This is a genomic window from Bradyrhizobium sp. AZCC 1721, from assembly GCF_036924715.1.
GTDB lineage: Bacteria > Pseudomonadota > Alphaproteobacteria > Rhizobiales > Xanthobacteraceae > Bradyrhizobium.
Window position 1 is genome coordinate 6,961,210 of sequence record NZ_JAZHSB010000001.1, and the last position, 15,200, is coordinate 6,976,409.

General features: G+C 64.0%; 9 protein-coding genes. 6 read left to right on the plus strand and 3 right to left on the minus strand.

The window, feature by feature from the left end:
* Positions 1-357 precede the first annotated feature (357 nt).
* From V1273_RS33145 to V1273_RS33160, 4 genes are all read left to right on the plus strand, one after another.
* Positions 358-1,833 (plus strand): caspase family protein, encoded by a 1,476-nt coding sequence (locus tag V1273_RS33145; RefSeq protein ID WP_334412045.1) that lies wholly within the window; start codon positions 358-360, stop codon positions 1,831-1,833.
* Positions 1,834-1,976: 143 nt separating this feature from the next.
* Positions 1,977-2,654 (plus strand): OmpA family protein, encoded by a 678-nt coding sequence (locus V1273_RS33150; protein ID WP_334365518.1) that lies wholly within the window; start codon positions 1,977-1,979, stop codon positions 2,652-2,654.
* A 145-nt stretch (positions 2,655-2,799) separates the two neighbouring features.
* A complete protein-coding gene (locus V1273_RS33155) occupies positions 2,800-3,723 on the plus strand; it encodes an efflux RND transporter periplasmic adaptor subunit (protein ID WP_334365519.1) in 924 nt (307 codons plus the stop codon).
* On the plus strand, positions 3,723-6,857 hold the full coding sequence (locus V1273_RS33160) for an efflux RND transporter permease subunit (RefSeq protein WP_334412046.1): 3,135 nt from the start codon (positions 3,723-3,725) through the stop codon (positions 6,855-6,857). Before V1273_RS33155 ends, V1273_RS33160 begins: the two co-directional genes overlap by 1 nt.
* 113 nt (positions 6,858-6,970) lie before the next feature.
* On the opposite strand, the gene V1273_RS33165 is transcribed toward V1273_RS33160, so the two are convergent.
* Complete coding sequence (locus tag V1273_RS33165) at positions 6,971-7,645, minus strand: Crp/Fnr family transcriptional regulator (RefSeq protein ID WP_065747796.1); 675 nt, start codon at positions 7,643-7,645, stop codon at positions 6,971-6,973.
* Between the two features lie 216 nt (positions 7,646-7,861).
* Here V1273_RS33165 and V1273_RS33170 point away from each other — a divergent pair, with 216 nt between their 5' ends.
* Both V1273_RS33170 and V1273_RS33175 read left to right on the plus strand, forming a co-directional pair.
* On the plus strand, positions 7,862-9,925 hold the full coding sequence (locus V1273_RS33170) for an AsmA family protein (protein WP_334412047.1): 2,064 nt from the start codon (positions 7,862-7,864) through the stop codon (positions 9,923-9,925).
* Between the two features lie 230 nt (positions 9,926-10,155).
* The gene (locus tag V1273_RS33175; protein ID WP_334412048.1) at positions 10,156-12,603 is read left to right on the plus strand and encodes an adenylate/guanylate cyclase domain-containing protein; all 2,448 of its coding nucleotides are present in this window, start codon (positions 10,156-10,158) and stop codon (positions 12,601-12,603) included.
* A 333-nt stretch (positions 12,604-12,936) separates the two neighbouring features.
* Here V1273_RS33175 and V1273_RS33180 read toward each other — a convergent pair whose 3' ends face one another.
* Both V1273_RS33180 and V1273_RS33185 read right to left on the minus strand, forming a co-directional pair.
* On the minus strand, positions 12,937-13,203 hold the full coding sequence (locus tag V1273_RS33180; protein WP_334412049.1) for a DUF1127 domain-containing protein: 267 nt from the start codon (positions 13,201-13,203) through the stop codon (positions 12,937-12,939).
* 249 nt (positions 13,204-13,452) lie between these two features.
* A complete protein-coding gene (locus tag V1273_RS33185; RefSeq protein ID WP_334412050.1) occupies positions 13,453-15,033 on the minus strand; it encodes a winged helix-turn-helix domain-containing protein in 1,581 nt (526 codons plus the stop codon).
* Between the last annotated feature and the right edge of the window lie 167 nt (positions 15,034-15,200).

A 15,200-nucleotide genomic window follows, 5' to 3' on the forward strand; every position in this document is an offset into this window, starting at 1 on the left:
CGCGTGGCATTGCAGAGCATTATGTGAGAAGAGTCACATTTCCATGGTGGCCGTCAACCGCGGGTGACCCAGGTATGACCGGCATATTCGGACGCAGCCGGGCATCACGAAAGGATGGTCGAGCAGATCGGGAACCGATCGCGCGGACCAGGTCCGCGCGCCGAGGTGTTGCCGCCCGTCAACATTGTTTATTCCCCTTCATCCACGCGGTGCGGTCGCGGTTAATTGCCGCAATTAGTGCCGAGATCGCAAGCGGTTGACGAGCTGTGCGCGCGGTTTGATAATGCAGAGTGCGTAGAGTAAGGTCGCCGCGGCGCAAGCTGGTATCGGCGCCATTTTGGCTGGATTGCCGTCAATATGAAAACCCGCCTTGTATTGCTCCTTTCCCTGATTTTTGCGGTCGCGTCGGTAGCCCCGTCGCTCGCAGCCGGCGAACGTTATGCGCTGGTGATCGGCAACGCGAAATATCCGGACGCCGAGGCGCCCCTGAAGGAACCGATCAATGATGCGCGCGACATCGCCGAAGAGCTCAAGCGCGACGGCTTCAATGTCGATATCGGCGAGAACCTGACCGGCGAGCAGATGCGCCGCGCATTCGAGCGGCTCTACGGCAAAATCAAGCCCGGCTCGGTCGCGCTGATCTTCTTTTCGGGCTTTGGCGTGCAGTCGAGCCGCCAGAGCTACATGATCCCCGTCGATGCGCAGATCTGGACCGAGGCCGACGTTCGCCGCGACGGTTTCAGCCTCGAAACCGTGCTGGGGGAGATCAACAGTCGCGGCGCGGGCGTCAAGATCGCGCTGATCGACGCCAGCAGGCGCAATCCGTTCGAGCGCCGGTTCCGCAGCTTTTCCGCTGGCCTTGCGCCGGTTATCGCCCCGAACGGCACGCTGGTGATGTATTCGGCCGCGCTCTCGTCCGTCGTTTCCGACAATGGCAGCGACCGCAGCCTGTTTGTGAAAGAGCTGCTGAAGGAAATCCGCACCCCCGATTTGATGGCGGAGGAAACGCTGAACCGCACCCGCGTCGGTGTCACCCGCGCCTCGCGCCAGGAGCAGGTGCCGTGGATCTCGTCGTCGCTTGCCGAGGATTTCTCCTTTATTCCCAGCGGCGGCCCGCGGCCGGCGAGCCCGCCGCCAGCTCCGGTGGCCGCAGCGCCAACCACTCCCGCGCCTGCACCCGCTCCTTCCCCTGCTCCCGCTGCCGCGCCCCAGGTGGCCGCGCCTGCTCCGCCACCGCCTCCTCCGGCGCCGCCGAAGCCGGCTGAAGCCGCGATTCCTCCGCCTCCGCCGCCCGCCAAGCCAACCGAGAGCCCCAGCCCGACGGCGGTTGCGCTGGCCGACGACCCGACCATCAAGAACCTGACCACCAGGCTCAACGACAATCCGGACGATGCCGCCGCGCTGTACCGGCGCGGACAGGTCTATGCGAGCAAGGGCGCCTACGAGCTCGCCATCAAGGACTTCAACAATTCGCTGCGGCTGAATCCGAAGGATGTGGAAGCTTACAACAACCGCTGCTGGGCCCGCACGGTGATCGGGGACCTGCAGGCGGCACTGAAGGATTGCAACGAGGCGTTGCGGCTGCGGCCGAATTTCGTCGACGCGCTCGACAGCCGCGGCCTCGTTAACCTGAAAAGCGGCCAGAACAAGAATGCAATTGCTGATTTCGACGCCGCCCTCAGGATCAACCCGAGATTGACGTCGTCGCTGTACGGCCGCGGTCTTGCCAAGAAGCGCAACGGCTCGATTTCGGAAGGCGATCTCGATATTAACAATGCGAAGGCGATGGACCCCAATATCGTCAAGGAATTCGCCGATTACGGGGTGCAGTGACGATTTTTTAGGTATGAAGGCTGGCGGCGCCTCGAACCCTGCGGCGGGCGCCCAGACTAAAGTAAAGCAGCCGGCCGCAAACCAAGGTGCGGCAGCTCATTTGGATGACCTTAGAACCGCGTGCCCGCAGGAGGGGACTGGCAATGGCAAATTTCTCAGCAACGAAGATCCTTACAGCAATCGTCTCGGTTGCGGCGCTGGGCGCCGCAATCGACTTAAGTGCGGGAACTGCCCTCGCGCAGGAGAGGAACGTCACCGAAGATCAGATCGTCCGCGCGCTGGCGCCGGAGAAGAAGCCGCTCACCCGCGGCCTTTCGGTCGGCCCGCACCAAACCGTCGATCCGACCGCGGCCGCTACCGAAACCAAATTCGTCCAGAAGATCCGTGGCCGCTCCACGCGGTCGCTCTCGACCGCCGAGCGCGAGGAAATCGCCACCATCGTCAAGGACAAGCCGAAGATCGATCTGGAGATCAATTTCGACTACAACTCGGCCGACATCAGCGCGAAGTCGCTGCCGTCGGTTCAGGCGCTCGGCCGCGCGCTCACCAACAATGATCTGAGGGGCTCGACCTTCGTGGTCGCGGGCCACACCGACGCGGCCGGCGGCGAAGCCTACAACCAGGATTTGTCCGAGCGCCGCGCCGACGCGATCAAGCGCTATCTCGTCGACAAATACGGCATCAACGGCACCGATCTCGTCACCGTCGGATACGGCAAGAGCAAGCTCAAGGACCCGAGCCAGCCGATGGCGGAAGTGAACCGTCGCGTTCAGGTCGTCAACATGGAAAACAAGGCCACGGCGTCGAACGCATCCAAGTAAGGGCGTGGCGCCGAGCATTGGTTTCCGGCTACAATAACGTCCCGCAGCACCCGTGCGGGACGTATTCGTTTTGGGCGAGATCGCAGGCCTTCGGCCAGCCAATGCGCCTTGTTTGATTTGACTTCCAGTCTGGATTGATCCGGCGATGAAATTCTCCGAATACTTCAAACCCGCGCTCGGGGTGGCCTTCGTTGCCGTTGTGGCCGTCGGCTATTACTGGTTCGAGCACCGTCCGCGCGCGGAAGAAAAGGAAACGCCGGGCCAGGCGTTGGTGATCGTGACCAAATCCACCAATGCCTGTTTCTCCGACATGGTGCGCGTCACCGGCTTTATCGTGCCGCGGCGCGAGGCCCAGATCGGCGTCGATCAGGAGGGCTCGAGGGTCACTGATCTGTTCATCAAGGAAGGCGATACGGTTACCGAAAATCAGGAGATGGCGCGCCTCACCCCGCCGCCGCAACAGCCGGGAGCCCCGGGAGGCCGGTCTGGACCGATATCTCTTCGCGCGCCGGCTGCCGGTCTCGTTACCGAAGTCAGGACTGCGGTCGGCGCGCCGGCTTCGCCGCAGGCCGGCCCGATGTTCCGTGTCTCCGTGAACAATGAAATCGAGCTCGAAGCCGAAGTGCCGAGCGTTCATCTGCTCAAGCTCAATCCGGGTGCGACGGTACGCATCAGCCGTGACGATGCGCCCGATGTCGTCGGCAAGGTCCGGCAGATCTCGCCGCAGATCGACCGCACCACCCAACTCGGCAAGGTCCGGATTTCGCTGAACAACAATCCCTCGCTCAAGGTCGGCATGTTTGCCCGCGCCAATATCGATGCCAAGCGCTCCTGCGGCGTAGCTGTCCCGCGCACCGCCATCGACCGCCTGACCCTGCAGGTCGTGAAGGGCAACACCATCGAGACGCGAAAGGTGCGGGTCGGCCTGACCTCCGAAACCTCAACTGAAATTCTTGAAGGCCTCGACGTCGGCGAAACCGTCGTGGCCGATGCTGGCACCTCGCTGCATGACGGCGACCAGGTCAAGACCATGTTCGCCGATGAACTCGAGCGCACGCGGGCACGCTAATGGCTTTGAACATCTCGGCTTGGTCGATCCGGAACCCGCTTCCTTCGATCGTCTTTTCAATCATTCTCCTGGTCTTGGGCTGGGTCAGCTTCACCAAGCTCGCGGTGACGCGGCTGCCGAGCGCCGACATCCCCGTGATCTCGGTCGCTGTCGCGCAATTCGGCGCTGCTCCCGCCGAACTGGAAGCGCAGGTCACCAAGACCATCGAGGACGGCGTATCCGGCGTCGAAGGCGTTCGGCACATTTCGTCCTCAATCACCGACGGCCTGTCGGTGACGACGATCCAGTTCGCGCTCGAGACCAACACCGATCGCGCGCTCAACGACGTCAAGGATGCCGTCACCCGTGTACGCGCCAACCTGCCGCAGAACGTCAACGAGCCGCTGATCCAGCGCGTCGACGTGATCGGCCTGCCGATCGTCACCTATGCCGCGATATCGCCGGGCAAGACGCCGGAGCAGCTTTCCTATTTCGTCGACGACGTCGTCAAGCGCGCGCTGCAGGGCGTCCGCGGCGTTGCGCAGGTCGAGCGCATCGGCGGTGTCGAGCGCGAAATTCTCGTTTCGCTCGATCCCGACCGGCTGCAGGCGGCGGGGCTCACCGCCGTCAATGTCAGCCAGATCCTTCGCGGCACCAATGTGGACCTCGCCGGCGGCCGCGCCGAAATCGGCAAGAACGACCAGGCGATCCGCACGCTGGCCGGCGCCAAGACGCTGAACGATCTCGCCGGCACGATGATCCCGCTGTTCGGCGGCGGCGAAGTCCGGCTCGACGACCTCGGCACCGTCACCGACACCATTGCCGATCGCCGGACCTTTGCCCGCTTCAACGGCGAACCGGTGGTGGCGCTCGGCATCAAGCGCTCCAAGGGCGCCAGCGACGTAGTGGTGGCGGAGGCCGTGCAGAAGCGCATCGATGCGCTGAAGGTCGCCTATCCCGACGTCGACCTGAAACTGATCGACACCTCGGTCAACTTCACCAAGGGCAATTACGATGCGGCGATCTCGACCTTGTTCGAGGGCGCGATCCTCGCGGTGATCGTCGTGCTGCTGTTCCTGCGCGATATCAGAGCCACCATCATCGCCGCGATCTCGCTGCCGCTGTCGATCTTCCCAGCGTTCTGGGCGATGGACCTGCTCGGCTTCTCGCTGAACCTCGTCTCCTTCCTCGCCATTACGCTGTCGACGGGCATTCTGGTCGACGACGCTATCGTCGAAATCGAGAACATCGTGCGCCACATGCGCATGGGCAAGTCGCCCTATCGCGCGGCGCTCGAGGCTGCCGACGAAATCGGTCTCGCGGTGATCGCGATTTCGCTGACGATTATTGCGATCTTTGCTCCCGCCAGCTTCATGTCCGGTATCGCCGGACAGTTCTTCAAGCAGTTCGGCATCACCGTGTCGGTGCAGGTGTTCTTCTCGCTGCTCGCCGCGCGCTTCGTCACGCCGGTGCTCGCCGCTTACTTCCTGAAGGATCACCCGCACGAAGACCCGCCGCCTGGGCGCATCCTGCAGACCTACTCCAAACTCGTGACCTGGTCGGTGAAGCACTACTTCATCACGGTGTTGATCGGCTTCGGCGTCTTCGCCGCTTCGATCTGGAGCATCACGCTGCTGCCGCAGGGCTTCCTGCCCGCGCAGGACACCGCGCGCTCGCTGCTGGCGATGGAGCTGCCGCCGGGCTCGCAGCTTGCATATACCGAGAAGGTGACGGAAGAAATCGTCGCCCGTCTGCGCAAGCGTCCCGAGGTGAAGAGCATCTTCGTCGATGGCGGCCGGGTGCCGCCGGGGACGCAGGAAGTCCGGCGCGCCGCGCTGATCATCAACTACACGCCGAAGGCCGATCGCAACATCACCCAGCGGCAGCTCGAACTCGAGATCGGCCAGGAGCTGGAAAACGTTCCCGATATCCGCTTCTGGTTCCTCGACGAAAACGGCCTGCGCGCGATTTCGCTGGTCGTGACCGGCACCGACAGCAACATTGTCAACAACGTCGCCAGCGAGCTGGCGACGCAGATGAAGCGGATCCCGATCATCGCCAACGTGATCTCGGAAACCGCGCTCGATCGCCCCGAGCTTCGCATCCGGCCGCGGGCCGAACTGGCGGCACGTCTTGGCGTTTCGACGGAGAGCCTGTCGCAGACGATTCGCGTCGCCACCATTGGCGACGTCGGTCCGGCATTGGCAAAATTCGACGCCGGCGACCGTCAGGTGCCGATCCGGGTCCAGCTCGAGGACAGTGCGCGCAGCGATCTGCAGATGCTGCAGCAATTGCGGGTGCCGCTCGGCCAGCGCGGCGAACGCGGCGGCGTGCCGCTGTCTGTCGTCGCCGACATCCAGCTCGATCAGGGCCCGACCAGCATCAACCGCTATGATCGGGAACGGCAGGCAACCGTCGCCGCCGACCTCGTCGGCACTGCGGCACTCGGCGACGCCACAAAGTTGATCTACGATCTTCCGGTCATGAAGAGCCTGCCGAAGGGCGTGAAGGTGAGCCCGTCGGGCGACGCCGAAAGCCTCAACGAATTGTCGGAGGGCTTTGCGACTGCGATCACCGCCGGCCTGATGATGGTCTATGCGGTGCTGGTGCTGTTGTTCGGCACTTTCCTGCAACCGATCACCATCCTGTTCTCGCTGCCGCTGTCGATCGGCGGCGCGATCGCAGCCTTGCTGCTGACCGGCAAGCAGCTCACCACGCCGGTATGGATCGGCATCCTGATGCTGATGGGCATCGTCACCAAGAACGCCATCATGCTGGTCGAATTCGCGACTACGGCGATCCGCGAGGGCAAGAAGCGCGAAGACGCCATGATCGACGCCGGCATGAAGCGCGCGCGCCCGATCGTGATGACGACGATTGCGATGGCGGCGGGCATGATGCCGTCAGCGCTGGCGTTCGGCGCCGGCGGTGAATTCCGCTCGCCGATGGCGCTCGCGGTGATCGGCGGCCTGATCTTCTCCACCATTCTGTCGCTGGTGTTCGTGCCCGCGATGTTCATGGTGATGGACGATTTCGGCGCCCTGTGCTGGCGCCTCGGCAAGAAGCTGATCGTCTCCAGCGCGGAGACGGAGCACGGTGATCACGGCAAGCCGCCGGCCAAGGGCCCACCCGCGATGTCGCCTGCGGCGGAGTGAGAAGCAGTCTTGGCCGATCCGAGCGCTTCCCGCTACCTATTGTCCGCGCGGTCGGCTTCTGTCAGTCCCTTCCATCATACCACAGCAGGCAATGCCTGACGATGGATGGGAACCTACTCGTTCCTCGCCACCGCCGTCAGCTTGGTCATATTCTGCAGCAGGATTCTCCCTCGCTGCAGGTCCAGGATGCCGTCCTTGCGCCAGAGCTGCAGTTGCCGATTGACGCTTTCGCGAGCGGCGCCGACGAAGACGCCTAGCTGCTCCTGCGAGATGTGAACTTCGGAACCGAAATCGGAAGCGAGCGCAACGAGCCTCCGCGCCAGCCGGACCGGCAGCGGCTGCAGCACGGATTCTTCCATCCGTTCGCTCTGCCAGCGGATGCGCTGACACAACAGCGTGATGATCTTGATCGCGACCTTGGGCTCGCGCTCCAGGAAGGCGAGGAAATCCTCGCGCCGCAGCACGAACAGTTCCGACGGCTCGCCGGCGGTAGCGTCCGCGGTGCGGCTCTGGCCGTCGAGCACGGCGACTTCGCCGAAGAGATCGCCGGAGCCCATGAAATTCAACGTCAGGCGGCTGCCGTCGGAGGCGCCGGTTTCGATCCGAATCTGGCCGCGGCGGACGCCGTACAGGGCGTCGCCGGGATCACCCTTCTGGAACAACATTTCGCCGACGCCGAGCTGCTGGGTATGGCAAAGGCCGGAGATACGCTGCAATTCGTCGGCGCCCAAATCCGCAAACATCGGGTTCATTTTCAAAATGACCGCAAATTCGGCCTGTTTAGTCATTGTATCGCCTTCCAGATCGGCTCCACCGCCCCCGAACGCCGTTAGCAGGATTCCCCTGCCGGCAAGTGTGTCATAAGTCACATAACTTTGCAGTACCCCCGGTTATTTTTGGCTGCTTTGGGCGCTATCCCTTTCCGGGATAAGCTCGCCCGACCGGTTGCGACGGCGTGTCGAGCCACCGAAATAAGAGCCGTTTGTGCGGTCTGGAATGTCGATATGAGAGCACTGAAAATTGCCGGCGCCATCATTGCCGCCGTGATCGTCGTCATCGCGCTGCTGCTGGTGATCGGCATCCCCTCGGGCTACCTGAAGGCCGAGATCCAGGAGCGGATCGAGCGCGAGACCGGCTACAAGCTCGCCATCAATGGCGGTGCCAAGATCGGCCTGTGGCCACAGCTCAACATCCGGCTGAACGATGTCACGCTGCAAGATCCGAAGGATCGCGACATCAACCATCGTTTCACCGCCTCGAGCATCGAGGCGGACGTGACGCTGGCGAGCCTGTGGGCCGGCCGGCCGCAGATCACCGAGCTCGTGATCATTCGCCCGGTGGTGAATTTGCCCCTGAAGCGCGAGCGCGTGAGGGAGGCCAATCCTCCCTCGAAGCCCGCCGGCGGCAAGGCGGCGGATGCCTTTTCGATCGAGCATGTCAGCGTCACCGGCGGCACCATCGTGTTCTCCAATTTGCGCGACCGCGTCGAGAACAGGATCGAGACCGTCAACGCCGACATCACGATTGATGCCGACCGCAAGGTTACGCTGACCGGCAGCGCGCGCAGCGGCGGCCATCCGCTGAAAGTCGAAGCCAAGGCGGCGCTGCCCGCCGCGCCGCTCGAACGGCAGAATATTCCGGCCGAGATCAAGATCGACGCGCCGGGCCTGTTGCACGCGCAGCTCATGGCCAAGGCCGAAGCCCGGCTCAACGGCTCGGTCGTGATGATCAACGGCGTCACCGGCGCCCTCGGCGACGGCGCGTTCAACGGCTGGGCCTCGGTCGATCTGTCGAGCAAGCCGCTGGTCAAGCTCGACCTCGATTTCCAGAAGCTCACGGTCGCGATGTCGCGCAGCACCGATTCTTCCTCAGGCCAGCCCTGGAGCAACGCGACGATCGACGTCAATGGGCTCAACTACGTCGACCTGCAGGCGCGGATTTCCGCGGCCGAACTCAAGATCGGCGACGCGCGCTTCACCCCTGCCGCGATCGACGCCACGCTCGCAAGCGGCATCTTGAAGACGCAGGTTTCCAACCTTGGCGCCTATGACGGCAACGCCAATGGCGACCTGACCGTCGATGTCTCCACCGCCAATCCCATTTATGCGATGCGGGCCGATCTCACCGGCGTGCGCGCGCTGCCGCTGCTGGATGGTCTTGCTGATTTCGACAGGATCGACGGCAGGATGCAGGCGAAGATCAGCGTGCGCTCCTCCGGCACCAGCCAGCGCGCGATCATGTCGAACATGGCGGGCACCGCCTTCGTCGTGTTCCAGGACGGCGCCATCAAGGGGCTCAATGTCGCGCAGATGATCCGCTCGCTGACAGCAAGCACCTTGTCCGGCTGGCAGGCGAGCGATGAGAAGGCGACGGATCTTTCGCAATTGTCGGCATCGTTCAAGATCGACAAGGGGCAGGCGCAGACCACCGATCTCAACCTCGTCGGCCCGCTGGTGAAGATGACCGGCGTCGGCACCGTCGATCTCGGCACCAAGCAGATCGGCTTCCGTGTCGAGCCGAAACTGGTGATGACCACCGAAGGCCAGGGCCGCGTCAGCGATCCGGTCGGGCTCGGCATTCCCGTGATGCTCGAGGGCCCATGGGGGAGCCCACGGATCTATCCGGAGATGCAAGGCATCCTCGACAATCCGGAGGGTGCCTATGCCAAGCTGAGGGAGATGGGCAAGGGCCTGTTCGGACCGAACGGCGCCGGGCTTGGCGCTGCGATCGGCAACCTGCTCGGCGGCGGACAACAGGGTGCGGCCGGCGGACAGGGCACTGCGCCCGGCAGCGGCCAGACGGGCGGCAAGCCGAATGATCCGCTCGGCGGACAGCTTGGTGAGACCATCGGCAATCTCATTCAGGGCTTGGGTGGATTGGGCCAGAATCAGCCTCAAGGCGGCGCACGCCCGGGCGGTCAACGGAGCCTGACGCCGACCTCGCCCGCCGAGGCGCCGACGCAAGTCGCGCCGGCCGAACCGGCAACTCCCGCGCCGCCAAGCGATACAACCGCGCAGCAGGACAGCCAGCCGATGAACGAGGTGTTGCGGCAGTTGTTCAATCGGTGAGTTTGATACTCCCTCGCCCCGCTCTTCGCGGGGGGAGGTTAAGCGGGGCCTGCGCATGACGACGAATCTGCGGATTCCTGCCTAAAATCGGGGCTAACCATGCTGGCGGAGGGCCCCGCCGGCCCCCTCAATTCGTGCTAAACAGGCCTCATCCGGGGCTCCCCAATAGCGCCCCGTGGCAAGCGACGAACGGATGCGCATGCTTAAGGGCGTGGCGCATGAGGGTCCGGATGAGCGAGGGCAACGATAGAGCAAAGTTTCTGCGCGAGGGGCTGTTTGCCAAATACGTCGTCGCGCTGGTCGGGCTTGTCGTGTTCGTGCTGGCCATCAACGGCGCGATGGAAATCTGGATCACCTATCGCGGCATCAAGAGCTCGCTCCACGACGGCATGTCCGACAAGGCGGAGGCGACCGCGAAGCGGATCGCGCAGTCGATCTCCGAGCTGGAGCGGCAGATCTCCTGGGTGACGCGCGCTTCCACCAAGACGATCGAGGATCGCCGCGCCGACTACTCCCAATTGCTGCGGCAGGTGCCGCAGGTCAGCCAGCTCTCGCTGCTTGGCAGCAACGGCCGCGAGCAGCTCCGCCTGACGCGACAGACCGTCACGCTCGGCAGCAACGCCGATTTCTCCCGCGATGTCCGCTTCACCGAAACCGTCTCGCGCGGCACCAGCTTTGCGCCGGCCTATCTGCGCGACCAGCAGCCATTCATGTCGATCGCGCTGTCGCATGCCGACGGCAGCATCACGATTGCCGAAATCGATCTCGATTTCCTCTCCGAATTCCTGATCGACGCCCAGGTCGGCAAGGTGGCGTACGCCTATGTCACTGACGCCAAGGGCGAAGTGCTGGCCAGGTCCTCGAACGGCCCCGAGGTCGGCAAGAATCTGTCGGCACTGCCGCAGGTCGCCGCTGTCAGCAAACCCGGCGGCGTGGCGCCAGCGTCAGGCCTGGATGCCAATGGCGACGCCGTGCTGACGACGTCGAGCCTGGTGCCGAAACTCGGCTGGCGCGTGTTCTTCGAACAGCCGACGGCGCAGGCGCTGACGCCGATCCGCGATCAATTGGTGCGGATCGCGCTTCTGATCGCGCTTGGCCTCGTGGTCGCGATCATCGCCGGCACCATCATGGCGCGGCGCCTGCTGGTGCCGATCACGGCGCTGCAGGCCGGCGCGCGGCGGCTCGGCGCCGGCGATTTCGGCCACCGCATCGAGGTGAAGACATCAGACGAACTGGAGGAGCTCGCCAACCAGTTCAACGGCATGGCCGGGCAGCTCGCCGAAACCTATTCGAACCTCGAAGCCAAGGTGAACGAGCGGACGCGGGACCTGGCGCAATCGATCAACGAGCTCAAGGTGCTCGAGGAGGTCGGCCGCGCGGTCGCCTCCTCGCTCGATCTCGACGCCGTGCTGCCCACGGTTGCCGCGCGCGCGCTCGAGATCACCCACGCCGACGCCGTGCTGATCTATGGCTATGACGCCGGCAATCACCAGTTCAGCCTGACCGAAGCCATCGGCATCGACAAGGCTGCCGAAGGCCGCCATCGCGCCATCGACGCCGACCATTCGCCGCTCGGCGAGGCCGCGACCAGCGGCGAGCCGATCGCGATCCCGCAGCTCGGCGCGACGCCCGAACATCCCTTGCGCGATGTCGCGATGGAAGCCGGCTTCCACTCGGTGCTGGTGGTGCCCTTGGTCGACCAGACCGGCATTTTGGGATCGCTGGTGGTGCTGCGGCGGAACGAGGGCGAGTTCTCCGCCAACCTGATCGGCCTGATGAAGACGTTTGCGCACCAGGCGGTGCTGGCGATGCGCAATGCGCGCCTCTTCACCGAAGTGGACCACAAGAGCCGCGAGCTGCTCGCCGCCAACGACATCGTGCGCGAACAGGCGAGCAAGCTGCAGGAGCAGACCGACCAGCTCCGCGACTGGAATCGCTCGCTGGAGGAGCGGGTGGAGACGCAGCTCGGCGAGATCGAGCGCATCCGGCGGCTGGAGCGTTTCCTGGCGCCGCAGGTGGCGCAGCTTATCGCCTCCTCCGACGGCCATGAGGGCCTGCTCGACAGTCACCGCCGCGAGGTGACGGTGGCGTTCTGCGACTTGCGCGGCTTCACCGCGTTCACCGAGACCACCGAGCCGGAAGAGGCGATGAACGTGCTGCGCGAATATCACGCAGCGCTCGGCGAGCTGATCTTCAAGTATGAGGGTACGCTCGACCGCTATGCCGGCGACGGCGTGATGATCCTGTTCAACGCGCCGATCCAGTTCGATGACCACACCGCGCGCGCGGTGCGGATGGCGGTGGAGATGCGCGACACCATCGGCGGCCTGACCGAGAAGTGGCGCAACCGCGGCCACAATCTCGGCTTCGGCATCGGCATCGCCCTCGGCTACGCCACCCTCGGCCAGATCGGTTTCGAGCAGCGCCTGGAATACGCCGCGATCGGCAGTGTCACCAATCTTGCCTCGCGTCTCTGCGACGAGGCCAAGGCCAACCAGATCGTGGTGAGCCGCCGCGTCTATGGCATGGTCGAGCCTTGGGTCGAGGGACGGCCGATCGACGATTTGAATTTGAAGGGATTCAACCATCCGATTTTAGCGGCCGAGATCACCGCCTGGCGCGAGTCGGTCGACAACGTGGTCGATGCCGCTGCGGCGCGACGGAAGAAGATGCAGTAGCCGCCGTCCCCTCCTGTCGCCCTGCGAACGTTTCCGTCGTCCCTGCGAACGCAGACCCATAACCACCGCTCCCAGTTATTGAAGCAAAGCCGTTTCCCCGTGTGCCCCTTACACCGGCCGCGGCGTATGGGTCCCTGCCTTCGCAGGGACGACAGTGAATGTGCCGCGCGTTCGCTTCGAAATTTCAAACCGCGGAAATCCTCCCGCAGCGCCGTTGCGCCCGAGGATTTGCTTCATCAATCGCCCCATGAAAATCAGAGGGCGCTGGGAACGACCGGGTGCTTGCAACCGTTGCGGCCGCCTGACAACAAGCCACGTGGACGCGCCCGCCTGTCAGTGCCAACCGGGCTGCTGCATTCGCGCGCGGGTCTGCGCCAATTCTTCGAGGCTGCTGTCGATCTGCGTGCGGTACATGCCGAGATCCTCGAGATGGCGATCGTCGAGCTTGCGCAGGGCCTCGCGCATGGCGTGCCGTTCGTGGCGCGCAATGACCGCTGCGAGGAAGCTGTTGACGAGACGGCGCAGGCGCGCGAGCCAAATCGCAGTTCGCCAGGCAAATGGCCTGATGGCGGAGGTCGGAATGGTGGTCAGCATAGTCATGGCTATTTTCTTTCAAACGGTAGCCGGAACCCGGTGAGCTTGCCGGGCACCCTTTCTATCGAAGGCCTGCTGCCAGCATGGTGTCAGCAGGCTTCGGTACGTACGCCCGAAGGCGCGAGGAGCACTGACCTCGCGGCAGCGAGGGCAGCGTCAAACATGCCCGTTGCGACCGGCCAAGACTTTCAGACCGCTCTGATTTACCGTCCAGACTCTCTTGAGATATCGCCGCGAAGCTATTGCAGATCTCAATTATCGCAGGCCCGCGCGCCGAAACCCTTCCAGGTAATGCGCCTTGTCAGCCTCGTGCTCGAACGGCAGTCCGCTGGCCAGCCAGGCGAGCGAGAAGTTGGGCTGGGCGCCGCGGAGGCCCTCGACGGCTGCTTTGGCGGCGTCAGTGTCGCCGGCCATGCCGAGGGAGGCCGTCAGCACGCGGTGGGCGCCGACGAAGTCGGCGCGCTGCCGCAGCGCTTCACGCGACAGGCGGATCGCCTCTGCGTAATTTTTGCCGACATACTGGCAATAGGCGGCGACGCCGCAATAGATCGCGGCAAAGGGATCGCGGGGTGAGAGTTTCAGCGCCTCGCGCGCCGCGCGATCACCGTCTTCCCAGCGCCCGCGATAGGACAGCGCAACACCATAGATGCCGCGCGCGGGCGAAAAATTCGGATTGAGCCGCAGCGCCAGCTCGAATTCGGCGATGCAATCATCGAAGCGCCGGTTGAACAGATAGACGCTGGCCAGCGCATAATGCGCCCACGCGTCCTCGCTGTCGGCCCGGATCGCTGCCAGCGCCGCGCGCTCCGCCGTTGGTACGGCCCTGGACATTTCCTGCCAACCCATATGGGCGCCGAACGTATGGCAGGCAGCCAGCAGGCTGAGCGCCTGGCCGTAAGAAGGATCGACGCTGATCGCCTTTTCCAAGAGCGCCTGCGCGACCAGATTGTCCTGCCGCGTCACGCGCCAATAATGCGATAGCGCCCGCATCACCAGATCCCAGGCATCCATGTTGTCAGGCGCCTTGCGCCGGGCCCGGAAATCCTCGGCAGCGTAGAGTTGCGGCTCGATCGCCGCGACGACTGCCTGCGTGATTTCGTCCTGCACGGCGAACACGTCGGCAAGATTGCGGTCGTAGCGCTCCGCCCAGAGGTGACTGCCGCTCGCCACGTCGACGAGCTGGGCCGTGATGCGCACATGGTCGCCGTCCTTGCGCACGCTGCCTTCGACGACATAGCCGACGCCGAGCTCCTCGCCGATCTGCTGGTGGTGGACGGATTTCCCCCGGTAGATGAACGAGGAATTCCGCGCGATCACATAGAACCAGCGCAGCTTCGACAGCGCGGTGATGATGTCCTCGCTGATGCCTTCCGAAAAATACTCCTGCTCCGGCTCGCCAGAGAGATTGGCAAACGGCAGCACTGCAATCGCGGTGCGATCGAGCGCCGGGAGGGGCGGGTGCAGCGGTTCGCCGGTGAGGTCGAGCGGCCGGGGCGCACCGGCACGCGCCTCGCGGCCGTTCGCGGCTTTCGGCTGCACGTCGCCGACGAAACGAAAACCCTTTCGCGCGAGCGTGCGGATCATGATTTGATCCTTGCCGCTGTCGCCGACCGCCCTGCGCGCCGCGTTGATCCGGCTCGTCAGCGTGGATTCGGAGATAATGCGGCCGTCCCACACCTTCTCGATCAGATCGTCCTTGGTGACGACGCGGTCGCGGTTTTCGATCAGATGAACCAACAGATCGAACACCTGCGGTTCGACCGCCACGCTCTGGCCGCCGCGGGTCAGCTCGCGAAGGTCGACATCCAGGACATGGTTGGAAAAGTGAAATTGCACGGCGTCATCCCGGTTAAATCGTCATAAGTCATTTCGGATCGGCACGTAAATTTCCGGTCACTTTGTCCCGCACTTCTTGTTTGACCATGATCTCCGGGCAAACCCTCCGCGCTTGTCCGAGGGAAAACCGGTATCCACTTTTCCGGATCATGCTCCCGGAAGAGGTC

Bases quoted from the DNA above. Each gene is read 5' to 3' on its own strand.
- V1273_RS33145 (WP_334412045.1), top strand. From the start codon at position 358: ATGAAAACCCGCCTTGTATTGCTCCTTTCCCTGATTTTTGCGGTCGCG.
- V1273_RS33150 (WP_334365518.1), top strand. From the start codon at position 1,977: ATGGCAAATTTCTCAGCAACGAAGATCCTTACAGCAATCGTCTCGGTT.
- V1273_RS33155 (WP_334365519.1), top strand. From the start codon at position 2,800: ATGAAATTCTCCGAATACTTCAAACCCGCGCTCGGGGTGGCCTTCGTT.
- V1273_RS33160 (WP_334412046.1), top strand. From the start codon at position 3,723: ATGGCTTTGAACATCTCGGCTTGGTCGATCCGGAACCCGCTTCCTTCG.
- V1273_RS33165 (WP_065747796.1), bottom strand. From the start codon at position 7,645: ATGACTAAACAGGCCGAATTTGCGGTCATTTTGAAAATGAACCCGATG.
- V1273_RS33170 (WP_334412047.1), top strand. From the start codon at position 7,862: ATGAGAGCACTGAAAATTGCCGGCGCCATCATTGCCGCCGTGATCGTC.
- V1273_RS33175 (WP_334412048.1), top strand. From the start codon at position 10,156: ATGAGCGAGGGCAACGATAGAGCAAAGTTTCTGCGCGAGGGGCTGTTT.
- V1273_RS33180 (WP_334412049.1), bottom strand. From the start codon at position 13,203: ATGACTATGCTGACCACCATTCCGACCTCCGCCATCAGGCCATTTGCC.